Annotated in this window: 18 protein-coding genes and 2 pseudogenes; 10 read left to right on the plus strand and 10 right to left on the minus strand. The window is 49.2% G+C overall.

Going from position 1 to position 25,031, the window contains the following annotated elements:
- Positions 1-45: 45 nt before the first annotated feature.
- From TW89_RS08740 to TW89_RS08750, 3 genes are all read left to right on the plus strand, one after another.
- Positions 46-528 carry a hypothetical protein gene (locus TW89_RS08740; protein WP_107738035.1) on the plus strand — a complete coding sequence of 161 codons (483 nt, stop codon included), beginning with the start codon at positions 46-48 and terminating at the stop codon, positions 526-528.
- 205 nt (positions 529-733) lie between these two features.
- Entirely contained in the window at positions 734-1,693 is a 960-nt protein-coding gene (locus TW89_RS08745; protein WP_063068882.1) for a DnaJ C-terminal domain-containing protein, read from the plus strand.
- Between the two features lie 15 nt (positions 1,694-1,708).
- The gene (locus TW89_RS08750) at positions 1,709-1,999 is read left to right on the plus strand and encodes a chaperone modulator CbpM (RefSeq protein WP_128581177.1); all 291 of its coding nucleotides are present in this window, start codon (positions 1,709-1,711) and stop codon (positions 1,997-1,999) included.
- Positions 2,000-2,118: 119 nt separating this feature from the next.
- On the opposite strand, the gene TW89_RS08755 is transcribed toward TW89_RS08750, so the two are convergent.
- Positions 2,119-2,313, minus strand: coding sequence for a YbdD/YjiX family protein (locus TW89_RS08755; RefSeq protein WP_070591161.1), 195 nt, complete (start codon positions 2,311-2,313; stop codon positions 2,119-2,121).
- Complete coding sequence (locus tag TW89_RS08760) at positions 2,303-4,384, minus strand: carbon starvation CstA family protein (RefSeq protein ID WP_004520513.1); 2,082 nt, start codon at positions 4,382-4,384, stop codon at positions 2,303-2,305. The genes TW89_RS08755 and TW89_RS08760 overlap by 11 nt, the downstream gene beginning before the upstream one ends.
- 330 nt (positions 4,385-4,714) lie before the next feature.
- Between TW89_RS08760 and TW89_RS08765 the strand changes: the two genes are divergently transcribed.
- Positions 4,715-5,458: a pseudouridine synthase gene (locus TW89_RS08765; protein ID WP_128581178.1), complete on the plus strand. Its 744-nt coding sequence runs from the start codon at positions 4,715-4,717 to the stop codon at positions 5,456-5,458.
- Between the two features lie 59 nt (positions 5,459-5,517).
- Here the strand turns inward: TW89_RS08765 and alr are convergent, their stop codons facing one another.
- Positions 5,518-6,576 (minus strand): alanine racemase, encoded by a 1,059-nt coding sequence (alr, locus tag TW89_RS08770; protein ID WP_070607531.1) that lies wholly within the window; start codon positions 6,574-6,576, stop codon positions 5,518-5,520.
- A 216-nt stretch (positions 6,577-6,792) separates the two neighbouring features.
- Between alr and TW89_RS08775 the strand changes: the two genes are divergently transcribed.
- Both TW89_RS08775 and TW89_RS08780 read left to right on the plus strand, forming a co-directional pair.
- Entirely contained in the window at positions 6,793-7,254 is a 462-nt protein-coding gene (locus tag TW89_RS08775) for a winged helix-turn-helix transcriptional regulator (protein WP_079453694.1), read from the plus strand.
- Positions 7,255-7,826: 572 nt separating this feature from the next.
- Entirely contained in the window at positions 7,827-9,164 is a 1,338-nt protein-coding gene (locus TW89_RS08780) for a GTPase/DUF3482 domain-containing protein (RefSeq protein WP_128581179.1), read from the plus strand.
- A gap of 70 nt (positions 9,165-9,234) precedes the next feature.
- Here TW89_RS08780 and TW89_RS08785 read toward each other — a convergent pair whose 3' ends face one another.
- Genes TW89_RS08785 through TW89_RS08795 form a run of 3 tightly spaced genes read right to left on the minus strand, consistent with a single transcriptional unit; the run spans position 9,235 to position 15,189 of the window.
- Positions 9,235-10,641: an efflux transporter outer membrane subunit gene (locus TW89_RS08785; RefSeq protein WP_128581180.1), complete on the minus strand. Its 1,407-nt coding sequence runs from the start codon at positions 10,639-10,641 to the stop codon at positions 9,235-9,237.
- Positions 10,642-10,696: 55 nt separating this feature from the next.
- Complete coding sequence (locus TW89_RS08790; protein WP_128581181.1) at positions 10,697-13,909, minus strand: efflux RND transporter permease subunit; 3,213 nt, start codon at positions 13,907-13,909, stop codon at positions 10,697-10,699.
- An 11-nt stretch (positions 13,910-13,920) separates the two neighbouring features.
- Positions 13,921-15,189, minus strand: a complete 1,269-nt coding sequence (locus tag TW89_RS08795) for an efflux RND transporter periplasmic adaptor subunit (RefSeq protein WP_107857487.1) — start codon at positions 15,187-15,189, stop codon at positions 13,921-13,923.
- Positions 15,190-15,416: 227 nt separating this feature from the next.
- On the opposite strand from TW89_RS08795, the gene TW89_RS08800 reads away from it, so the two are divergent.
- Complete coding sequence (locus TW89_RS08800) at positions 15,417-16,052, plus strand: TetR family transcriptional regulator (protein WP_049350579.1); 636 nt, start codon at positions 15,417-15,419, stop codon at positions 16,050-16,052.
- 65 nt (positions 16,053-16,117) lie between these two features.
- Here TW89_RS08800 and ettA read toward each other — a convergent pair whose 3' ends face one another.
- Positions 16,118-17,794: an energy-dependent translational throttle protein EttA gene (ettA, locus tag TW89_RS08805; RefSeq protein WP_003747462.1), complete on the minus strand. Its 1,677-nt coding sequence runs from the start codon at positions 17,792-17,794 to the stop codon at positions 16,118-16,120.
- Positions 17,795-18,134: 340 nt separating this feature from the next.
- On the opposite strand from ettA, the gene TW89_RS08810 reads away from it, so the two are divergent.
- From TW89_RS08810 to pgmB, 3 genes and pseudogenes are all read left to right on the plus strand, one after another.
- Positions 18,135-19,487, plus strand: a complete 1,353-nt coding sequence (locus TW89_RS08810; RefSeq protein WP_128581182.1) for an SLC45 family MFS transporter — start codon at positions 18,135-18,137, stop codon at positions 19,485-19,487.
- A gap of 74 nt (positions 19,488-19,561) precedes the next feature.
- Positions 19,562-21,819 (plus strand): annotated as a pseudogene (locus TW89_RS08815) (glycoside hydrolase family 65 protein).
- A 12-nt stretch (positions 21,820-21,831) separates the two neighbouring features.
- Complete coding sequence (gene pgmB, locus TW89_RS08820; protein WP_128581184.1) at positions 21,832-22,497, plus strand: beta-phosphoglucomutase; 666 nt, start codon at positions 21,832-21,834, stop codon at positions 22,495-22,497.
- Positions 22,498-22,617: 120 nt separating this feature from the next.
- On the opposite strand, the gene TW89_RS08825 is transcribed toward pgmB, so the two are convergent.
- From TW89_RS08825 to TW89_RS08835, 3 genes and pseudogenes are all read right to left on the minus strand, one after another.
- Entirely contained in the window at positions 22,618-23,748 is a 1,131-nt protein-coding gene (locus tag TW89_RS08825; RefSeq protein WP_128581185.1) for a hypothetical protein, read from the minus strand.
- A complete protein-coding gene (locus TW89_RS08830) occupies positions 23,745-24,677 on the minus strand; it encodes an ABC transporter ATP-binding protein (RefSeq protein WP_128581186.1) in 933 nt (310 codons plus the stop codon). The genes TW89_RS08825 and TW89_RS08830 overlap by 4 nt, the downstream gene beginning before the upstream one ends.
- A gap of 171 nt (positions 24,678-24,848) precedes the next feature.
- Positions 24,849-25,031, minus strand: a pseudogene (locus TW89_RS08835) (T6SS immunity protein Tli4 family protein); the annotation flags it as partial.

The following is a 25,031-nucleotide window of genomic DNA, read 5'->3' on the forward strand; positions in this document are numbered from 1 at the left end:
ATACAATAACAACTCTTTTTAACATTCCATTTCAGGTACCCTACTATGTCTCCTAACCGTATCCTTGCAACCGCATTCTTGTTTGCATCTGCATTTGCCAGCGCGGATGTCCATATTGATGAAAGCATTCCTTACCGCGACAAAGAAGAAATCGATACCCGTATTGTTTCCGAGTGTTTAGAAGTGGGCAGCATCATGTCCAAATCTTTGCAAGAAACTGCAGCCAAAAGCGATGTAACGGTTGTCCGTGACGGTAAAAAACAAGGTACATACGCAGACATCGCCATTACTTCCGCCATGAGTGCAGGCAATGCCTTTATCGGCCACGCCAAAGGGATGGCTGTTTCTGCCACTTTGTATGTTGACGGTAAACAAGTTAATAAAAAAACCTTTACCCGCAACTCTTCCGGCGGCATGTTTGGCGCTTATAAAAGCTCTTGCGCCGTCTTGAACCGCACTTCTAAAGTATTGGGTTCTGACATTGCCCAATGGGTTGTCCGCGAACAAAAAAACGCTCAAGACAAATAAAACCCCAATTTGATAAAGGCCGTCTGAAAAACCGTATTTCAGACGGCCTTTATATTTTCTATTCCTCTAGAAATAAAGAAATAAATTACCCATTAATCATTGTCAGAAATAGAGAATTTTATTTTCAACGCCCTTGATTTTAGAATATCTACCCTCAATTATTAAGACTATAAGAATTTTGTATATGAGCAGTCAAAGGAATAACATGGCAGAAAAAAACTATTATGAAATACTAGGCGTTGCCAAAGATGCGGATGAGGCCGAAATCAAAAAAGCCTACCGAAAACTGGTGCGCAAATACCACCCCGATGTCAGCAAAGAACCTGACGCAGCCGAACGCACGGTAGAAATCAACCGTGCCTACGAAACGCTTTCCGACAAAGAAAAGCGGGCCGAATACGATGAAATGTTGGCTAATCCTTACGGACGCAGCGCCGGAGGCAATCCGTTCGGTCAAGGCGGCAATCCGTTTGGCAATGGATTTAACGGTGGCGGCTTCCACTATGAACGTCATGAAGGCGAACCGTTCGGAGCGGGAGACTTCAATTTTGAAGATCTGTTTTCATCATTCCGCCAATCCCACACTCGTTCCGAGCAACCCCGAGGCCCAATAAAAGGCGAGGATCAACATGCTGAATTGAGTATTGATATTTACGCAGCGTATGTTGGCGCAGAACGTAGCATGACTTTGAATGTGCCGACTCTAGACGAATACGGACGTGCGGTTTATCAAAATAAAACCCTCAACGTCAAAATCCCCAAAGGCATTGCAGAAGGCCAACAAATCCGTTTGGCCGGTCAAGGTTTGCCGGGATATAACGGTGGAGAAAACGGTGACTTGTACTTAAAAATCAAGTTCCACGACCAACCTGATTTATACGTCAAAAACAGGAAAGACGTATATCAAACAATAGATGTCAAACCTTGGGAAGCCGTATTGGGCGGCAAAATCATCGTCCCTACCGCCTCAGGCCGCTTGCAGGTCAACCTGCCTGCCAACAGCCAAAGCGGTAAAAGCATCCGCCTCAAAGGCAAAGGTATTCCTGCAAAAGAAGCCGGAGACCTTTATCTCAATATCCGCATTAATGTTCCGCCAGTAGAGAGCGAAGCCGACCGTGCCGCATGGGAAAAATTGGCCGAACACTTTGCCGCGAAACAAGCATAAGAGAAAGGATAAATTATGATTCAGTCCTCCGATGTTACCCTTACTTTTGAAGAAATCGTTGCTGCCAGCCGCTGCCGTCGTGATTGGCTGTTGGAACTTATAGCAGAAGACATCATCAGCATCGATGGTACGCCCGAAAAAAGCACCTTCAGTGGTTTTCATCTTGCCCGCATCCGTCGCGCACAACGCTTAAGCCGTGATTTTGAAGCCGGCATTCCCGCATTGGGGCTGATTATGCGGCTGTTGGACGAGGTGGAAGAGCTCAGAAAAATACAGCGGCCGCTGGTACTGCTCGAAGAAGAGTAAATATTGGCAAGTTGTTCGATTAAATATTGATGACAAGATAAAGTTTTTGATGTTTATTGATATTCCATAATGAAAGGCCGTCTGAAAGTATTTTCAGACGGCCTTTTTTCATGCCTTCATTAACAACAGCGTCCGCCGTTGCTACCGCAACGGCGTTTGCGGCAGTAGTCTTGGAATTGCAGCTCGGTCATGACCGGCGCATTGGGATTATGTCTGCGCTGGCGGGCAACGTAGTTTTCATAATCTGGGACACCGGCCATCAAGTTCGCTGTCAACTTGATGGTTTTCCACCAAGATGCGAGCTTATGCTTCACTCTGAGCCTCCGGCTGTTTTCCGTCGCGGTACACTGCTGGAATTTCTTTAGCAGTTGGCCAACCGACTTTACGGGCTTTCATGGCGGTACGGAAACCGTACACGGCGACAATCACGACAACTGCCAAGAACAAAGCGGTCAGACCGGCATTGATTTGGTCGTTGAAGATGATTTGTGACATTTCGCCGATGTCTTTAGCCGGAGCAAGGACTTCGCCTGAAGCCAAGGCATCGCGGTATTTGCCTGCGTGCGCCAAGAAGCTGACGCGTGGGTCGCTGTGGAACAGTTTTTGCAAACCGGCATAGCAGGTTACGAACAATACGCCGACAGCAGGAACCAAAGTTACCCAAACATAGCGGTCGCGTTTCATTTTCACCAAGACAACGGTACACATAATCAACGCTACGCCTGCCAGCATTTGGTTGGCGATACCAAATAACGGCCAGAGCGAGTTAATGCCGCCTAGAGGGTCGGTTACGCCGGTATAGAGGAAGTAACCCCACAATGCCACGGCAAAGAATGTTGCAACCAAGTTGGCAGGGATAGAGTCGGTATTACCGAATGGTTTGTAGAAGATACTGCCCAAGTCTTGAATCATGAAACGGGCAACGCGTGTACCGGCGTCAACTGCGGTCAGGATGAACAAGGCTTCAAACAGCAAGGCAAAGTGATACCAGAATGCCATCATGGCTTCACCCGGAATCAAACGGCTCATGATGTGTGCCATACCGACTGCAAGGGTTGGCGCACCGCCTGCACGGGACAGAATGGTGTTTTCGCCCACTTCTTTAGCAGTGTGTAACAAGGTTGCGGCATCAACAGAGAAATTCAGTTTAGTGGTGATGACTTCGGCAGCTGTGTTGGCATCAGTACCAATCAGCGCAGCCGGGCTGTTCATCGCGAAGTACACGCCTGGCTCAAGCGAAGCGGCGGCAGCCAGCGCCATAATGGCCACAAAGCTTTCCATAATCATGCCACCGTAACCGATCATGCGGACGTGGGTTTCGTTTTCCACCATTTTTGGTGTGGTACCAGAAGAAATCAGCGCATGGAAGCCTGAAACCGCACCACAAGCAATGGTAATAAACAAGAATGGGAACAATGCACCGGAGAATACCGGGCCTGAACCATCGATAAAGTGGGTAACTGCAGGCATTTGCAAGGTTGGGTTAACAATAACGATACCCAAAGCCAAAGCTGCAATCGTACCGATTTTCAGGAAGGTGGACAGATAGTCGCGCGGAGTCAGCAAGAGCCAAACCGGCAATACGGAAGCCACGAAACCGTAAATCATAATCGCCCAAGTCAGCTGAATGCCGTCAAGGTCAAACCAGTGACCAAAGGAGCTGTGGGCAACATCTTCACCGTAAATCACGGCCAACATCAGCAAAATAAAGCCGACGATGGAAATCTCGCCAATTTTGCCCGGACGGATGTAACGGGTGTAGATACCCATAAACAGGGCAATCGGCATAGTCGCTGCGATGGTGAACGTACCCCAAGGGCTGTGAACCAATGCTTTCACAACGATCAGCGCCAACACCGCCATAATGATGACCATAATCATCAAAATACCGATGGATGCAATCACGCCGGGAACGGTACCGAGTTCTTGTTTCACGATATCGCCCAAAGACTTACCGTCACGGCGCATAGAAACAAACAGTACCATCATATCCTGTACGGCACCGGCAAATACCACGCCGAAGATAATCCACAAAGTACCGGGCAGATAACCCATTTGCGCTGCCAATACAGGACCAACCAGAGGGCCTGCGCCGGCAATAGCGGCAAAGTGGTGGCCGAACAGTACGCCTTTATGTGTGGGAACATAGTCCAAGCCGTCATTGTGGCGTTCTGCCGGAGTCAGACGGTTAGGATCAAGCTGCATCACACGGTTGGCAATGTAAAGACTGTAGAAACGGTAGGCAATGCAGTATACCGAAATGGCGGCCGTAACCATCCAAATCGCACTGACTTGCTCGCCACGGCTGAGAGCTAAAGTAGTAAAGGAGGCCAAGCCTACCAAAACCACAATGCCCCAGATCAAAAATGATTTGAGCGATTTCATTGATTTATCCTTAAAACGTGATGCACCAAGGCTTGCTTTAGCGACAAACTGCCTTAATGCGCTTCAGAAAGACCAGTCATTATAGTCTTCATGATTTCATGAGTGAAATGTCATTTCAACCCCAATTCGACTGAAAACAAAATGATTAGTTCGTCCGTAAGGTTAACACAAACAGACAATATACCCTTCATTTTTTACTTCAAAACCAAATATTCCTTAACATATAGCAAACGAAAGGCCGTCTGAAAACCCAAATATTCAGTTTTTAGACGGCCTGACAAACGGTCAATGCTATAATCCGATATTCCCATTTCTCTATATTGCCATACCATGCAAAACAACGATTCCGAAACCATGCGCCTCTCCAAACGCATGGCGCAATTAGGCTTATGCTCGCGCCGCGAGGCAGACAGCTACATCGAGCAAGGCTGGGTCAAAGTAAACGGCCAAACCGCCGTACTCGGTCAAAAAGTCACCGAGCGCGACCGCATCGACCTCAACAAACAAGCCCATGAAAAACAAGCCGCGCGCGTAACCATCCTGCTGAACAAACCTGTCGGCTACGTCAGCGCGCAGGCAGAAAAAGGCTATAAGTCCGCCGCCGAACTCATTACCACCGACAACCATTGGGAAGGTGACGACAGCCGTATCCCTTTCAGCGAAAAGCACAAATTCGGCTTAGCCCCTGCCGGCCGCCTGGATATCGACTCTGTCGGATTGTTGGTACTCACTCAGGATGGCCGCATTGCCAAACAACTGATTGGCGAAAACAGCAGCAGCGAAAAAGAATACCTCGTCCGCGTCCGCGGCAAACTGGATGACAAAGGCCTCGCCCTACTCAACCACGGCTTGAGTTTGGACGGAGAAAAATTACGCCCTGCCAAAGTCGAATGGCAAAACGAAGACCAGTTGCGCTTTATTTTGCGACAAGGCAAAAAACGCCAAATCCGCCGCATGTGCGAACTGGTCGGCCTGCGCGTCATCGGTTTGAAACGCATCCGCATGGGCAAAGTCAAACTCGGCCGACTGCCGCCGGGCAAATGGCGTTATTTACGCGCTGACGAATCGTTTTAATTGCAGATAACAAAAAGGCCGTCTGAAAACATATTTCAGACGGCCTGATCTTTTACTGATTACTCAATATACGTAAACTTCGCACGTTTAATATTGCAAAGGATTTCGTATGGAATCATACCGGCAACTTCGGAAACTTCATTGATATTAATCACATCACCCCAAAGCTCGACTTCCGCGCCCAAGCCCTCTTTCGAGGCTTCCAGTTCAACCGTAATCATATCCATAGATACCCTGCCGATAATACGGCTACGCTTACCATCCACCGCCACAGGGGAATTAGTGGAAGCGCGACGCGGATAACCGTCGGCATAGCCGCAGGCAATCAAACCGACACGGGTAGATTTGCTGGTGTAGAACGTTGCGCCGTAGCCAATCGGAGAATGCGGTTGCAACACACGCTCGCCGAAAACGCGGGAAGTCAGACGCATAACAGGTTTCAAACGCTCATCCACGCCGCCGAAAGGCGAAATACCGTATAAAGCCAGACCGGCACGTCCCCAATCGCGCCGCGCTTCAGGCACGTTCAAAATCGCGGCGGAATTGGCCAAGCTCTCTTCGCCTTCCAAACCCTCACACGCCAAATCAAACGCTTCAAGCTGCATTTCGGTCATGCCGTTTTCCGGTTCGTCCGCGCAGGCAAAATGGCTGAATTTCACAATGTTTTCAACCGATTCGGATTGTTTCAATGCAGTATAGGCGGCGGCATAGTTATGCGGAAAGAAACCGGCACGGTGCATACCCGAGTCCATTTTCAGCCATACAGTTGTCGGACGTCGCCACTCATGATGCACAAACGCCTCCAACTGCCATTGGCTGCCGATTGCCGGCCACAAATCATAACGGTCAACATCCGCATACTCCGCAGCCTCAAACACGCCTTCCAACAAAACAATCGGGTTTTTAATGCCGTTTTGACGCAATTCCACGCCTTCATCTACCGTTGCCACCGCAAAGCCGTCGGCAATATCCGCCAACGCGTGTGCACATCTGACCGCGCCATGCCCGTAAGCATCGGCCTTAATCACAGCCAACAATTTATTGCCGTGCAACTCTTTGAGAAAACGATAATTTTGACGTAAATTATCCAAACGGATTTGCGCATTGAGCGGACGCATAATGTATTCCTCTTATCGGCATTCCGTTTCAGACGGCCTGCCCCATTACTTTGAAGTAAATATTATAGGTCAAAAACTACACAGGATTCCATGAAATACACAAGAATAATCTATTCATAATTTAGACCTCATGCGCGCCTTTAGGCATTTATGCTTCTTCTCAGCCTGTTTTAAGGTTATGATTCAATCCAAATGAAAACGACAGACATCAAGGCCATGAAAGAACTCGACAAAACCGACTTAAAAATTCTCAAGCTCCTACAACAAAACGCACGTATCCCCATGACCGAATTGGCTGAAAAAGTCGGCCTATCCACCACGCCGGTAACCGAACGCGTCCGCCGCTTGGAACGCGACAACCTTATCACCGGCTATCACGCCCATCTGAATCCTCATGCTTTAGGTCAAAGCCTCTTGGTCTTTGTCGAGCTGAAACTACGCTCCAAATCCGGTAATATTTTTGAAGACTTCAAACGCGAAGTGCTGAAGATTCCGCAAATTTTGGAATGCCACTTGGTCTCCGGCGAATACGACTACCTCATCAAAGTCCGCCTGCCCAATATGTCCGCCTATCGCGATATGCTCGGCAATATCCTGCTGCAACTGCCGGCTGCGTCCGAAAGCCGCAGTTATGTTGTCATGGAAGAAGTCAAAGAAGAAGTAGTATTAGACATCTAATTCTATTCAACACACAAAGGCCGTCTGAAAGATTACAACATTCAGACGGCCTTTATTTTAAATAGGCAAAAAAAATGCACACATCCGACAGAATGTGTGCCAAGTCTACAAAGGAGAAATAGAGGAGAAACTATTAACTGACTACTCGAACCAGCTAATGAAACGAATTATGCAACAAGATATTCAACCGCGCAAGTATTTCTCTTGTAAAGTTTCTTAATTATTCGATTTACAGATCTTAAATGTAATCATGTTTCAATGTAGATAAAAAAATGCGCATACCGTTTTGATATGCGCCAAGTCTACAAAGGAGAAATAGAGGAGAAAAATCAAGCTGCATCAAGCAACTTAACGGCGCGAATTATCCTAGCCTTCTACCCTCCTGTCAACTGTTTTCCTATCTATTTTCAAGTATTTTGCTAAAAAACAACAAATCCGCTATTCCCCTCTTTTTCTTGCTATTTTCGCCCATATATAAAAAATTTAAGGCCGTCTGAAACATATATTGCCACTAAAGATAAACGGCTCCATACTCACACTTTCATAGTCCATATCAACCCAACCCAAAGACCATGACCACCCCACTTTCCCTTGCCGTCGTCGGCCATACCAACACAGGCAAAACCTCGCTCTTACGTACGCTTTTGCGCGACAGCACCTTCGGCGAAGTGAAAAACGCGCCATCTACCACGCGCCATGTCGAAGAAGCCCTTATCAACGACGGCGACGACAGCTTGGTTTATCTCTACGACACACCCGGCCTTGAAGATGCCGGCGGCGTGTTGGACTGGCTGGAAACCCACACATCCGCACGCGATGACGGTATTGAGCGCATTCAGCAATTCCTCAGCAATCATGAAGCGCATCACGAATTCAACCAAGAGGCCAAAGTGCTGCGCCAAGTCATGCAAAGCGATATGGCCATGTACGTCATCGATGCGCGAGAACCTGTCCTCGACAAATACAAAGACGAGCTGACCATTTTGTCTTGGTGCGCCAAGCCCATCATGCCCGTGTTCAACTTCACCCAAAATCAAGACCTGACCGCTTGGACCAATATGCTCGCCCGCAGAAATCTGCATGTTTACGCCGGTTTCGATACCGTTGCCTTCGACTTTGAAGGCGAAATCCGATTGTGGGACAACCTTGCCACCATGTTACCTAAGCGCGACATCCTCGACCGCCTCATCAATATGCGCCGTCGTGAGTGGCAACGGCTGGATACGGAAGCGCGCCGTGAAATTGCCGATTTTCTACTGGATGCCGCCGCATTCACCCAAGAAATTGCCGAAAACGACGACCCTGCCCCGACTTTGGAGGTCATGCAATCAGAAATCCGACAACTTGAGCGGCAAATGCAACAACGCCTATTCACACTTTACCGCTTCTATCACGACGAAGTCGGCAGCGACAGCACATGGATGCCCAAAGCCTTCAAACAAGATCCGTTTGACAGCGAATTGCTCAAACATTACGGCATCCGTACCGGTACCGGTGCAACCGCAGGCGCGCTCATCGGCTTAGGCTTGGATATTGCCACGCTTGGCGGATCGCTTGGTTTGGGTACGGCCATCGGCGGACTATTGGGCGGTATTTTGCCCAATGCCCAAGACATCACCGACAAAATCAACGGCCGACAAACCCTGCATACCGATCCGGAAACCCTTACCCTGCTCGCCGCACGCGCACTGGATTTGTTGCACGTCTTGCAAACGCGCGGCCATGCGACTCAATCACATATCGAGCTAAAAGAACGCAAAGCGCCATGGAATGCGGCCAAATTACCTAGCGAACTCAACAAAGCGCGCAGCAACCGCAAATGGTCTTCGCTCAACACACACCAGCCCGAAGCCAGCCGTAACGAACGCGCAGCCTATGTCGCCACTTTAAGCGAGAAATTAAAAGCTTAGAATTGCCGCATAATAAAAAGGCCGTCTGAAACCTAAATGTTTCAGACGGCCTTTTAATCTTAGCAAATACTTATTCAGCAGCTTTAGTTTCGCGTTTCAAACCGCCGCCAAGTGCTTTATACAAGTCGGCAAGGTTTTCCAAACGGGTCAGCTGATTGGCCAAAAGAGCAGTTTCTGCGCTGTAACTGCTGCGCTCTGCATCCAGCAAATCCAATGCGCTGGATACGCCATGTTTGTAGCGCAGGCTGATGAGGCGCAGGCTGTCGTTGTAGGCGCGGCTTTGTTTGCTCAAAGCGGCATAGCTTTTATCCAGCTGTTCGCGTGCAACCAACGCATTGGAAACGTCTTTGAATGCGGATTGAACAGCGGCCTCATAAGCAACGATTTGTGCCTGTTGGCGTAGTTTGGCTACGTCAAGATTGGCTTTGTTTGTGCCCCAGTCAAAGATAGGCAGGGTGATGGACGGTGCAAAAGCCCAAATACCCGTGCCGCTCTTAAACAGGCCGCTTAACTCGCCGGAAGCTGTACCGACAGAACCGGTCAGGCTGATGCGTGGGAAAAACGCCGCACGAGCCGCGCCGATATTGGCATTGGCTTGTTTGAGCGCGTGTTCGGCCGCACGGATATCCGGACGATTGAGCAACACGTCCGAACTCAAACCGGCAGGCAGTTTGGTCATTTTGAACTGTTTGCTCAAAGGCAAACCGGCAGGCAGGTCTTCGGGCAAAGGCTGATTAATCAACATAGCCAAGGAATTGCGCGCTTGCTCGCGGTTTTTCACCGCAGATGCGTAATCCGCTTTGGCCGATTCAATCAGGGCTTCCTGTTGGCGCAAATCAACGGCGGAAATCACACCGGCCTTATGACGCAATTGCGAGAGCTTGTAAGTCGCTTCACGGGTTTGCAATACGCGTTGTGCCAATGCCATGGTTTCTTCAGCGTAGCGTTCGTTAAAGTAGGCTTTGGCAACGGTAGAAATCAAGGTCAGATGCGCGGCATCGCGGTTGGCGGCCACATTGAAATAACCTTGCAACGCGGCTTCACTGGTGCTGCGGACACGGCCGAAAAGGTCAAGCTCATAAGAAGCCGCGCCCAAACCAACGCTGTATTGGCTGCTGACGCTGCCGCCGCTCAAGCTGCCTTGACGCGAACCTGTACCGCTGGCATTGACGGTTGGCAACAAGTTATTACGCGCAATCATATATTGCTTGCGGTAGATTTCCGCATTCAGTGCGGCTGTACGCAAATCGGTATTGCGTTCCAATGCGATGTCGATCAGGCGGTGAAGGCGCGGATCGGCAAAATAGTCTTGCCAACCCAATTCGGCAGCACGGATACCGTCGTCAACAGTGTCGTATTTAAACGTATCGGCAACGGCAACTTGAGGCTGCTCATATTTCGGCATCATGGTACAGGCCGACAAAGCCACAGCGGCGGCAACGGCGGTCAGTACAGATTTGAATGTAATCTTCTTCATTTTAGAATCCTTTAGCATTTTGAGGCAGTCTGAAAAATTTCAGACGGCCTTTGCTTTAGTGCTTGTCTGAATCGTGTTTACCGTCTTCAATCATGCCGGCTTCAGCGGCGTGTTTGGCGGCCATCTCATGCTCGTGTGCGGTTTCTTTAAAGAATTTGCGCACAACCACATAGAACAAAGGCACAAGGAACACGGACAGAATCGTACCGATCAACATACCCCAGAACACGGTCGTACCAATCGCACGTTGGCTGGCGGAGCTGGCACCGCTGGCAACATAGAGTGGTACCACGCCCAAGATGAAGGCGAACGAAGTCATGATAATCGGACGGAAACGCAGGTGTGCAGCGGCAAGCGCAGCTTCAAGCGCGCTCTTGCCTTGCGCTTGCAGGTCTTTGGCAAATTCGATAATCAAAATCGCGTTTTTCGCACTCAAACCCATCACCGTAACGAAACCGACTTGGAAGTAGATATCGTTGGCATATGCCGGAATACTGCCCAGCAGTGCTTCAAACATGTTACGTCCAGTTACGCCCAATGCCGCGCCAATCAAGCCCAACGGAATCACAAGGATAACCGCCAACGGGATAGACCAGCTTTCGTACAAAGCAGCCAATACTAAGAATACAGCGGCAGCGGCCAATGCGTACAACACGACAGTTTGTGAGCCGCCTTTAGCCTCTTCACGAGACTGACCGCCCCATTCCAGACTGTAACCGCCGCCCATTTCATCAACCATTTGCTGCACCGCAGCCATGGCCTGACCGGAAGATACGCCATTAACAGGCGAGCCGGAAAGCTCCATTGCCGGATAACCATTGAATCGGACGCTTTGTTCCATACCGGTTTCCCAAGAAACAGTAGCAATGGTAGAAAGCGGTACGGCAACGCCGGATTTATTCGGTACAGTCAGGTTCAGAATATCGGCAGGCTGCATACGGGCACTCGCATCAGCTTGTACCATTACGCGTTGCAGACGGCCTTGATTCGGGAAGTCGTTGACATAAGACGAACCCAAAGAAGAAGCCAAAGCAGTACGGATATCAGAGAACGAAATACCTTGCGCGGCTGCTGCGGCACGATTGATGTCGATTTTCAACTGAGGCGCATCTTCCAAACCGCTCGCACGGACGGTACTTGGGTTAAACAAACCGCTTTTGCGCATTTTGTCAATCAACTCATTGCGTTTGGCCAACAATGCAGCATGGCCGCTGTTGTTACGGTCTTGCAGGTAAATCGTCAAGCCGGAGCCTGTACCCAATTCCATAATAGCAGGAGGCACAATCGCCAAACCGAAACCGTCTTTCAGCGTAGCCATCATCATGCCGGTCAACTTACCGGAAATAGAAGTCGCATCGCTGCCCGGAGCGGTACGTTCGCTCCAGTCTTTCAGAATGACAAAGCCCAAAGCCATGTTTTGGCCGGAACCGCTAAAACTAAAGCCGGAAACGGTAATAATGTTCTCGATCTCAGGTACAGATTTCGCCAGTTGAGTGATTTGAGCCAAAGTTGCATCGGTACGCTCTTTGGTCGCGCCGGCAGGCAGCTGTACGCTCAACATCAAGTTACCTTGGTCTTCAGTCGGCAAGAAGGAAGACGGCAGACGCATAAACAGGAATACGCCCACAACAGTCAAACCAATATAGACAACCATCATGCGCAAAGTCTTGCGCAAGACTTTGGCAACCCAGCCTTCGTAGCCGTGTGTCCAGCTGTCGAATTTCTTGTTAAACCAACCGAAGAAACCTTTTTTCTCTTCGTGATGACCCTTCTGAATCGGTTTGAGCATGGTGGCACACAATGCCGGAGTCAGCGTCAAAGCAAGGAATGCGGAGAAGCCGATAGATGCCGCCATGGTCAAGGCAAACTGTTTGTAAATGTTACCGGTTGCACCGCTAAACATTGCCAGCGGCACAAATACGGACATCAACACGGCAGTAATACCGATCACCGCACCGGAAATCTGACCCATCGCTTTTTTGGTTGCAGCCTTAGGCGACAGACCTTCGCTCGCCATAATACGCTCAACGTTTTCAACGACCACAATCGCGTCATCGACCACAATACCGATCACCAACACCATCGCAAACATGGTCAATACGTTAATCGACATACCCATGTATGAGATAAAGGCAAAACCGCCCAACAGGGAAATCGGCACAACAATGGTCGGAATCAACGTATAGCGGATGTTTTGCAGGAAGAGATACATCACCAAGAATACCAATACGATGGCTTCCAAAAGTGTATGGATCACTTTCTCAATCGAAATTTCCACAAATTTGGAAGTATCGTAAGGTGTTTTCCAGCTCATTCCTTCCGGAAAATATTTTTGCAGTGTCGCCAATTTTTCCTTCACTGCAGTGGCGGTTGCCAAAGCGTTACCGCTGTTGGACAGCATCACTGCCATACCAGTAGTGTTCACACCGTTCAAGCGGGTGGAAGAGGAATAGTCTTCCATACCCAAGCCGACTTTTGCCACATCTTTCAGATAGACATTAGAGCCGTCGGTATTGGATACCAAAATGATGTTGCCGAACTCTTCAGCCGTTCTTAATTGTCCTTCCGCAGTAACGGTCGCCGAAATGGTCTGACCTTCAACAGCAGGTAGAGAACCGATGGAGCCTGCTGAGATTTGAATGTTTTGTGTCGCAAGCGCATTGGTTACCGTAGCAAAAGACAAGTTGTAGTTTTGCAGTTTTTTCGGGTCAACCCAAACACGCATGGCACGTTGCGCACCAAACAACTGCACCTTACCTACACCGTCGACACGCTGCAATTCAGGCACGACGTTGCGCTGCGCGTAGTCGTTCATTTCCTCGGTGGATTGTATGTCTGACGAGAGCATCACAATCATCAGGAAGTTTTCACGCGCCTTGGATACAGTAACGCCGTATTGCTGCACGGTGGCAGGCAGGTTGCTCAATACTTCGGAAAGTTTATTCTGCACCTCTACCTGCGCCAAATCTTCATTGGTTTCAGGCGTAAACGTCAAATTCACGCTGCCGCTGCCGCTGGAATCGGCGGAGGTGGTCATATAGTCCAAACCTTCCACACCGTTCATATTTCGTTCGATAACGGCCAGCACGCTGTCTTCCATTACCTGAGCAGAAGCGCCCGGATAAGTAGCGCGCAAAGTAATGGTCGGTGCAGCAACGGACGGATATTGGGAAATCGGCAGTTTTTGAATGCCGAAAATACCCGCTGCGATGATAAAAATCGCAATAACCCATGCAAAGATGGGGCGGTCAATAAAAAACTTAGACATTCACGCGTTCCTTATTTGGCTTCAGATGCAGCTTTAGCTTCAGGCTTGGCCTCGGATGCAGCTTGGCCGTCCGAAACTGCCGGTGTTGCTGCCGCAGCGTTTGCGGGCGGCGTCCATTCTTTCGGCGTTACTTTTTTAGCACCCGAAATACCAGCAATGCTGATGCCTTCAACAATCACTTTGTCGCCGTCTTTCAGGCCGTCTGTAATAACCCAATTGGTACCTTGCTGTTGGGCTACGGTCACGACACGCGCTTCCATTTCGCTCTTGTCATTCACCACCATCACCGTATCTTGCGAACCGCGGGTAACTGCTTGTTGCGGCACCACAAATGCATTATCCACTGCCACTTGTTCCATCAACACGCGCACATACAAGCCCGGCATCAAGATATTTCTGTCATTAGGAATGGCAGCGCGCAAGGTAATTTGACCGGTCGTTTCGTTAACAGTCGGATCTGCAAACAGCAGACGGCCTTTTTCAGGGTAAACCGTACCGTCATCAAATTTGATATCCACTGCAATCGCGCCGTTTGCCGCCAACAATTTGCCTTCGGCAACCTGTTGACGCAGTTTCATGACCTCACTCGCAGACTGGGTAACGTTGACATACATCGGATTGGTTTGTTGGATGGTGGCTAAAACGGTGGTATCGCCGGAATTCAGCAGCGTACCTTCAGAAACTTTAGATTGACCGATAAAGCCGGAAATCGGCGCAGTAATGCGGGAACGGTTCAGACTGATACCGGCAGATTTGATGGCTGCTTGAGCGGATTTGACGCCTGCCTCTGCTGAACGCTTGGCCGTTACGGCCGCATCATATTCTTGTTGGCTGATGGCATCGGCAGCAACCAGCGGTTTGTAGCGGGCCAGGTCGGCATTCGCTTTGGCCAAAGTAGCTTGCGCACTCGCCAACTGGGCGTGTGCGCTTTCTAAGTTTGCTTCATAAGTCGAGCTGTCGATTTGGTACAAAGGCTGACCGGCTTTAACATAGCTGCCCTCTTGAAACAGACGTTTTTGCAGAATACCGCCGACTTGGGCGCGAACTTCGGCAGTACGCAATGATTCCAGACGGCCTGGCAATTCAGTTGTCAATGCAACGGTTTCTGGATGCACAGTAACCACACGGACTTCAGGTGCAGGTTGTTTTTGCTGTTGCTGACTGCCTTGCGCCTGCTGGCCGGCTGCTTTTTCATCGCCTTTGCCGCAAGCGGAAAGCGCCAACGCAGTAGCTGCTGCAATTGCCGCGACACGCATCATTTTAGAAGCATAAAGAGCCATAATTTTCCTATCTCTATAAATAAATAAAGGTTTGACTAATTAAAAATTGATTACTTTAATCTCATATTCCGCAAACAGAAATTGCCTGCTTTTATGAAAAACAGGCTGATTATATAGTGTTGAGAAACACTATCAAGTATTGAATTAAATTATACATACATTCTTGCATGTTCAGAAGTAATTTTTTATAATCCGAACCATAAATTTACATTTCCTACAAAACAACTATGAGAAGAACCAAAACCGAAGCCTTAAAAACCAAAGAATATCTCATGCTTGCCGCATTGGATACGTTTTATCAGAAAGGCATTGCCCGTACTTCGCTTAACGAAATTGCCCAAGCCGCAGGCGTAACGCGCGGCGCGCTGTATTGGCATTTCAAAAACAAAGAAGATTTGTTTGACGCCTTGTTCCAACGGATTTGCGACGACATCGAAAGCTGCATAAAAGAAGACTCGAACAACAATAACGAACAGGCTTGGTCGAGCTTCCGACTAACTCTGACCCGTTTCTTCGAGCGCCTGCAACACAATGAGCTTCACTATAAATTCCACAGCATTTTGTTTTTAAAATGCGAACACACCGAGCAAAACGAGGCGGTTATTGCCATCGCTAAAAAACACCAATCACTATGGCGTGAAAAAATCGTTGCTGTCCTGACTGATGCGGTACAACAAAAAGCGTTGGCGGATAATTTGGATATCGATATGGCAGTCATCTTCATCAAGTCTTCATTAGACGGCTTGATTTGGCGCTGGCTTTCTTCAGGTCAAGGCTTCGATTTGGCACAAACTGCCCCACGCATGATTGAAATCATCATTGATACATTGGAAAACCATCCGCAATTAAGAAAACAATCATAAACATCAAAAATAAAAGGCCGTCTGAAACATTAAAAGTTTCAGACGGCCTTTTGGTTCAAACCTAATTAACGTGTTACCGGTTTGTAACGGATACGTTTCGGTTTTGCGCCCTCTTCGCCCAAACGGCGTTTCTTGTCGGCTTCGTATTCCTGATAGTTGCCGTCGAAGAACACCCATTTAGAGTCGCCTTCACAAGCCAAGATATGCGTAGCGATACGGTCGAGGAACCAGCGGTCGTGCGAAATCACCATCACGCTGCCGGCAAATTCCAACAATGCGTCTTCCAACGCGCGCAGGGTTTCCACGTCGAGGTCGTTGGACGGTTCGTCCAGCAGCAATACATTACCGCCGCTCAACAAGGTTTTTGCCAAGTGCAGACGGCCGCGTTCGCCGCCAGACAATTGACCTGCAATTTTGCTTTGGTCGCTGCCTTTGAAGTTGAAGCGTCCCAAATATTGGCGGGCGGGAATTTCAAATTGACCAACCTGCAAAATGTCGCGGCCTTCGGCGATGTTGTCGAACACGGTTTTGTCGTTTTGCAAACCTTCGCGGCTTTGGTCAATCAAGCTCATTTTCACGGTTTGGCCGATTTTCACTTCGCCGGAATCAGGCTGCTCTTTGCCCGAAATCATTTTGAACAGCGTAGATTTACCCGCGCCGTTCGGGCCGATGATGCCGACAATCGCGCCAGCAGGTACTTTGAAGCTCAAATCGTCAATCAGCACTTTATCGCCAAACGATTTGGAAACGTTCACAAATTCAATCACTTCATTACCCAAACGCTCGGCAACAGGGATAAAGATTTCCTGCGTTTCGTTGCGTTTTTGGTATTCGTAGTTGCTCATTTCTTCAAAACGAGCCAGACGCGCTTTAGACTTGGCTTGACGGCCTTTGGCGTTTTGGCGCACCCATTCCAATTCCTGCTTCATCGCTTTCACGCGTGCAGCTTCGGATTTTGCCTCGTTTTCCAAGCGTTTTTCTTTCTGCTCCAGCCAAGACGAGTAATTGCCTTTCCACGGGATACCGTGTCCGCGGTCGAGTTCCAAAATCCATTCGGCGGCATTGTCGAGGAAGTAGCGGTCGTGCGTTACTGCAACGACTGTGCCGGGGAAGCGTACGAGGAATTGCTCCAGCCATTCGACAGATTCCGCGTCCAAGTGGTTGGTCGGCTCGTCAAGCAAAAGCATATCGGGCTTGCTCAACAACAGTTTGCACAAAGCGACGCGACGTTTTTCACCGCCGGACAAATTGCCGATTTTGGCATCCCAATCAGGCAGGCGCAGCGCGTCGGCAGCGATTTCCAATTCATGCTCTGCACCGCCGCCGGTAGATGAACCCGCCGCAATAATTGCTTCCAAGCGGCCTTGTTCTTCCGCCAACGCGTCAAAATCCGCATCAGGATTGGCATACTCGGCATATACTTCTTCCAAACGTTTTTGTGCAGCAGCTACTTCGCCCAAACCGCTTTCCACTTCCTCGCGTACGGTTTTTTCAGGATCAAGCTCAGGCTCTTGCGGCAGGTAGCCGATTTTAATGCCGCCCATCGGCACGGCTTCGCCCTCAAATTCCTTATCCACACCCGCCATAATCCGCAACACGGTGGACTTGCCCGCGCCGTTCAAACCGAGCAAACCGATTTTCGCGCCGGGAAAAAATGAAAGGGAAATGTCTTTAATAATGGTTTTTTGCGGCGGCACAACCTTGCTCACGCGCAGCATAGAATAGACGTATTGTTGGGACATAGTTTTCTCGTTTTCATCAAACAAATTTCAGACGGCCCATTTTAACCTATTGCCCCAATACTTGCTTGTTCAAATGCCGTCTGAAAATAGAAATAAGCATCAAAAGATACGCCGAGCCGAACCGATACCCTCATTGCCCGACGGTATCAATGCCAAACCGCAGAAAATTTGATTTAAGCCAGTTTATCCTTGAACTGGCATTGCCAATATCCGGCGCGCTTCATAAAATGCACCTATATCCTTGAAAGTACGCACACAAACAATAACGACAGAGAACACCACACCAAGGAACCTTTCAGATTTCTCAATAAAAATACTTTTTAAAAAAAGGATTTACCTCATGTCGGAAAATACGCAAAAAACAGCAAAACAAGGTTTGCCGTCACTGGCAAAAAGTACGATTTGGATGCTGAGCTTCGGCTATCTCGGCGTTCAGACGGCCTTTACCCTGCAAAGCTCACAAATGAGCCGAATTTTTCAAACTTTAGGCGCCGACCCGCACAATTTGGGCTGGTTTTTCATTCTGCCGCCGCTGGCCGGTATGTTGGTTCAGCCGATTGTGGGCTACTACTCAGACCGCACTTGGATGCCTCGCTTGGGCGGCCGTCGCCTGCCCTATCTGCTTTACGGTACGCTGATTGCGGTTATCGTCATGATTCTGATGCCGAACTCGGGAAGCTTCGGTTTTGGTTACGCTTCTTTGGCAGCTTTGTCGTTTGGCGCGCTGATGATTGCGCTGTTGGACGTATCCTCCAATATGGCGATGCAGCCGTTTAAGATGATGGTCGGCGACATGGTCAACGAGGAGCAGAAAAGCTACGCCTACGGGATTCAAAGTTTCTTAGCGAATACGGGCGCGGTTGTGGCGGCGATTCTGCCGTTTGTGTTTGCGTATATCGGTTTGGCGAACACGGCCGAAAAAGGCGTCGTGCCGCAGACCGTGGTCGTAGCATTCTATGTGGGCGCAGCGTTGCTGATTATTACCAGTGCGTTCACCATCTTCAAAGTCAAAGAATACGATCCGGAAACCTACGCCCGCTATCACGGCATCGATGTCGCCGCGAATCAGGAAAAAGCCAACTGGTTCGAACTTTTGAAAACTGCGCCTAAAGCGTTTTGGACGGTTACTTTGGTACAATTCTTCTGCTGGTTTGCCTTCCAATATATGTGGACTTACTCGGCAGGCGCGATTGCAGAAAACGTTTGGCAGACAACTGATGCCTCCTCCGTAGGCTACCAAGAAGCAGGTAACTGGTACGGCGTTTTGGCGGCAGTACAATCCATTGCTGCCGTTATCTGTTCGTTTATTCTGGCAAAAGTACCGAATCAATACCATAAAGCCGGTTATTTCGGTTGCTTGGCTTTGGGTGCGCTCGGTTTCTTCTCCGTTTTCTTCATCGGCAATCAATACGCACTGGTGTTGTCTTATACCTTAATCGGTATTGCGTGGGCCGGTATCATTACCTATCCTTTGACGATTGTAACCAATGCCCTCTCCGGCAAACACATGGGTACTTATTTGGGTCTGTTTAACGGTTCTATCTGTATGCCTCAGATCGTCGCCTCTCTGCTGAGCTTTATCCTCTTCCCTATGCTGGGCAGCCATCAGGCAACCATGTTCTTGGTTGCAGGCGCAGTCTTGCTGCTGGGAGCCTTCTCAGTATGTCTGATTAAAGAGACCCACGGCGAATAATCCATCAACACCATCGGCAAAGGCCGTCTGAAACCTTTGCCGAACTTACAATTTTAATAACAGGAGCTTCATAAATGTATACAAGAATCATGGAAATCAGCCCTTGGACGCTGCGTTCGGCAAAACTGGAAAAAGAACACAAACGGCTGCAAGAGAGCCTGACCAGCTTGGGCAACGGCTATATGGGCATGCGTGGCAACTTTGAAGAAACCTACTCCGCCGACAGCCATTTGGGCACCTACATCGCCGGCGTGTGGTTCCCCGACAAAACCCGCGTTGGCTGGTGGAAAAACGGCTATCCAAAATATTTCGGCAAAGCCATCAACGCGCTTAATTTCAGCAAAGTCAAAATCTTTGTCGATGGACAAGAGGTGGACTTGGCGAAAAACGATGTTACCGGCTTCTCCATCGAACTCGATATGCAGCACGGTGTGTTACGTCGCTCGTTCACCGTATTCGGTGTGCGTTTCGATGTGTGCAAATTTCTGTCCGTTGCGCAAAAAGAGCTGGCTCTCATCCGCTGGGAAGCCGTATCCGTTGACGGCAAAACCCACCAAGTCCGCATCGATTCCATCATCGACGCCGACGTGAAAAACGAAGACTCCAACTACGAAGAAAAATTCTGGCAGGTATTGGACAAAGGCGTTTCAGACGACCGCTCCTACATTGCCACCCAAACCGTCGCCAATCCCTTCGGCGTGGAACAATTCATCGTCAACGCCGAGCAAACCTTCACTGGCAGCTTTAAAGCCCTCGGCGGCAGCCAAACCGATTGGCAGGTCTCCAATTCTTTCGAGGCCGAAGTCGGCGGCACGCCCGAAACCTTTGAAAAACGCGTGATTGTTACCACCAGCCGCGATTATCAGGGCTTGGAAGCAGTGAAAGCCGCAGGCCGCGCCTTGTCGGAAAAAATCGCAGGCGTTGCGTTTGAAACCTTGCTGGAGGCGCACAAAGCAGGCTGGCTGCACCGTTGGGAAATCGCCGACGTGGTCATCGAAGGCAGCGACGAAGCGCAGCAGGGCATCCGCTTCAACCTGTTCCAACTGTTCTCCACCTACTACGGCGAAGACGCGCGCCTGAATATCGGCCCGAAAGGCTTTACCGGCGAAAAATACGGTGGCGCAACCTATTGGGACACCGAAGCCTACGCCGTGCCGCTCTACCTTGCACTGGCGGAACCCGAAGTTACCCGCAACCTGCTGCAATACCGCCGCAACCAACTGCCGCAGGCGCAGCACAACGCGCGCGAACAAGGCTTGGCGGGCGCACTCTATCCGATGGTGACGTTTACGGGCATCGAGTGCCACAACGAATGGGAAATCACCTTCGAGGAAATCCACCGCAACGGCGCGATTCCTTACGCCATCTACAACTACACCAACTATACCGGCGACGAAAGCTATCTTGCCAAAGAAGGCTTGGAAGTCTTGGTCGAAGTGTCCCGCTTCTGGGCGGACCGCGTCCACTTCTCCAAACGCAACGGCAAATACATGATTCACGGCGTAACCGGCCCGAACGAATACGAAAACAACATCAACAACAACTGGTACACCAACACCCTCGCCGCATGGGTATTGGATTACACCCGCGAAGCCCTGGCGAAATATCCGCGTCCGGATTTGAACGTGAGCGCCGCCGAGTTGGAAAAATGGGCGGACATCAGCGAGAATATGTACCGTCCGCATGACGAAGAACTCGGCGTATTCGTGCAACACGACGGCTTCCTCGACAAAGACATCCGCCCCGTGTCCGCGCTTTCGCCCGATGATTTGCCGCTCAACCAGAAATGGTCGTGGGACAAAATCCTGCGTTCGCCCTTCATCAAACAGGCGGACGTATTGCAAGGCATCTACTTCTTCGGCGATCGTTTCAGCATGGACGAAAAACGCCGCAACTTCGACTTCTACGAACCGATGACCGTGCACGAAAGCTCGTTGTCTCCATGTATCCACTCCATCCTCGCCGCCGAACTGGGCAAAGAGAAAAAGCCGTGGAAATGTACCAGCGCACTGCCCGCCTGGACTTGGACAACTACAACAACGACACCGAAGACGGCCTGCACATTACTTCTATGACCGGCTCGTGGCTCGCCATCGTCCAAGGTTTCGCCCAAATGAAAACCTGGGGTGGCAAACTCAGCTTCGCACCGTTCCTGCCGAGCGCATGGACAGGCTACGCCTTCCACATCAACTACCGAGGCCGTCTGATTAAAGTCGCCGTCGGCAAAGAAAACGTTGTCTTCACCCTGCTCAAAGGCGAGCCGCTAGATTTGCAGGTGTACGGTAAAGACATCACGCTCAACGGCAGCCACACTGTCGCGTTGGAAAAATAAGGAGGGCACAAAATGACTTTTACCGCAGTCCTATTTGACCTCGACGGCGTCATTACCGACACCGCCGAATACCACTACCGCGCATGGAAAAAGCTTGCCGAAGAACTGGGCATCAGCATCGACCGCAAGTTTAACGAGCAGCTCAAAGGCGTATCGCGCGACGATTCGCTCAAACGCATCCTCGCGCACGGCGGCAAAACCGTCAGCGAAGTCGAGTTTGCCGAACAGACCCGCCGTAAAAACGACAACTACGTCGAGATGATTCAGGCAGTCAAACCCGAAGACGTATACCCCGGCATTTTGCCCCTGCTGGAAACATTGAAAGCAAACGGCAAAAAAATCGCCCTCGCGTCCGCCAGTAAAAACGGCCCGTTCCTGCTCGAACGCATGGGGCTGACCCACTTCTTCGACGCCATTGCCGACCCTGCCGCCGTCGCGCATTCCAAACCCGCCCCTGACATCTTCCTCGCCGCAGCCGAGGGCGTGGGCGCGGATATCCGCCGCTGCATCGGCATCGAAGACGCCGCCGCCGGCGTCGCCGCCATCAAAGCCGCCGGCGCCTTGCCCATCGGCGTGGGCAAAGCCGAAGACTTGGGCAGCGACATCGCGCTGGTGTCCGATACCGCCGAGCTGACCTACGCCTACTTGCAAAACGTGTGGGAACAGTCGGGCAGATAAAATTCTAAGGAAGTAAAAAGGCCGTCTGAAAAATATTTCAGACGGCCTAAGATCTTTCTAAAATCCCCTAAACTTCTACCAAGATACTTAGAGAATTTTGCAAAGCTCTTGTCGGTATTTCTAAAATGCAAGTGCCCACAGCGAACGGGCTAACAAAAACACAGATAACCCCAGTGTAATACTATTAAAGTGAGTTGCTCTCATATTGCAGCAAATTAATAGTATACAAACCAAACAACCGATTTGTATAAACGGTATCAACAGTACACCACCAGCCAACATAAACGAGGATATGATCGCCAGGGGCAACAATACCCACCAGGCAGGGATGTCATACCATCGAGCTTTCTTACTTAGCGATTGAAACCGAAAATCCTGTACAACCAAAGAAACTAAAGCCAAACCTGAATAATTGACGGATGCCATCCACCAAAATACATTTTTATCTGCTAAAGCCCACCAATATAAAATAGGCGATAAGACTGTCAAAATCAGGAACACGCGCCTTGGAGATTGCAAGTAAAGTTTCCATGCCATAGCGGCATATACTGCTATCGCTGAGAAAACTGCACCCATGCCTGCTGAAATTAAAAGTTCCAAAGGCATGTTTGTAATATCATAATTCATAAGGGCACTGTGAAATTCGCTACGATTTCCCTCAGAGTAAAATGCCTCTGATGCTGCGCTTGAAAAATCAGAGAAGAAAACCATGCATACGATATACAGTAGGATTAGCTGCAGTATTGAGCCTGTATATTGCCGTGGACCGCGCCCAAACTGTAACGCGTTGACAACGATCAAACAGGCAACCGTCCATGCAGTAAATGGGATAGTTGCAAAGGAATACAGTAATTGAGGAGTTTCTCCACTATCGAGTAGTACTCCCAAACCCAATACCAACCATCCTATCGCAAACCCCACCCATGCCAAAATGGGCGCAGCCAAAACTCGTGAATAAGCCATTTGCCATGCCGATAAAGAAGACATTCGTAACTGGTCAAATGCATTGGAAGATATATCTTGTTTAAAACTCCTTTCTATCAAAATATAACCGGCCAAAGCTGACAGAGCCAAACCAAACCCACTCGTTATGATTAAATACTCTGACCATTCAGTACCTTCTCGTTTGGTTATAGCAAACAGTCCATACAAAATAAATATACCGGCAGCCATACCCCAGTTTAAATTCAACCATAGCAATCGTTGGAACTCTGCGTTTACCATGATTTTTGGCGGTTTGATACGATTCATGCAGCCTCTCCCTGTTTTTTGACCTGCAAACTGTTTTGATAACTTTGCAGCAAAGTAGTTTTCACAATATCTGCCCCACTCAACGCCAAATCCCTCAACACAACATCACGGATAAGCCGTACACGTGCCTCATCGCCTGAATCAATTAATACCAACAATGCAGAATCATCTACTTTTACATCATAAACGTAATCCAATCCTTGCAATACACCTGCCGCAACACTGATTTCCTCAGTTGCAAAACACAGGCGCACAGTTTGACGATCAGTATTTTCATCCTGCAGTGCCTGGAACGCCTGAATTCTGCCTTGCTTAATAACAAGCATATGACTGCAATATTCGTCCAATTCAGACAAAATGTGGCTGGATACCAATATCGTCATACCTTCCTTCTGCAATTTAAGCAGCAATAACGACAACTCATGCCGTGCCTCAGGATCCAGGCCGCTAGCGGGTTCATCCAACAATAAAAATTTCGGCTTGTGAATAATGACCTGCCCAATACCTACGCGTTGCTTTTGACCTCGCGAAAGCTCACTGATAAAACTACCAAGCTTATCCTCCAAACCCAAAAGTTGGACAGTTTCACTCAAAATTTCAGGCAAATTTTTCTCTGGAACCCCGCGCGAACTGGCAGCATAAGTCAAACATTCCAAAACAGTAAGATTCTGCGGCAATCCAAAAATATCAGGCAAATAGCCTAATTTGGCATAACTCTCGCGAGGGTTTTCTAAAACAGGCTGCCCATCTAAAAGAACCTTCCCACTACTTGGATTCTCCAAACCAGCCATACATCGCATCAGCGTCGATTTGCCCGCGCCATTCGGCCCAATCAGCCCTGTAATACTGCCTTGAGGAAGCTGTACCGAAATATCATGCAGCACTTGCCGTTCATCGTAATGAAAATACAGATTTTCAATTTTTATCATCAGTTGTCCTTATATTTCAGACGGCCTTATGCCTTATAGCCGCTGACATATTCAATAATGCATCATCATAACATTGAATGCCACCAAAAATATTTTCTAGATAGCATCAAAATTATAAAAAGGCCGTCTGAAAAAAACATGGTATTTTTCAGACGGCCTTCCTTATCAAATTTACTTAATTGGTTTTAAAGTTGGCAATACGGTATCCCAGATAGCGAGGATTTCGACTTCGCTACGCTTCGTTCCGTCTTTCTTCTCGGTACCAAACTGCATCATGATGCGCGGATTGCCACCGTCTCGTTCCCAAATCAACATATATTTATTGCCGTCCCATTTGATCAGTTTTTCCGTACC

The organism is Neisseria flavescens, assembly GCF_001618065.1.
GTDB lineage: Bacteria > Pseudomonadota > Gammaproteobacteria > Burkholderiales > Neisseriaceae > Neisseria > Neisseria flavescens_A.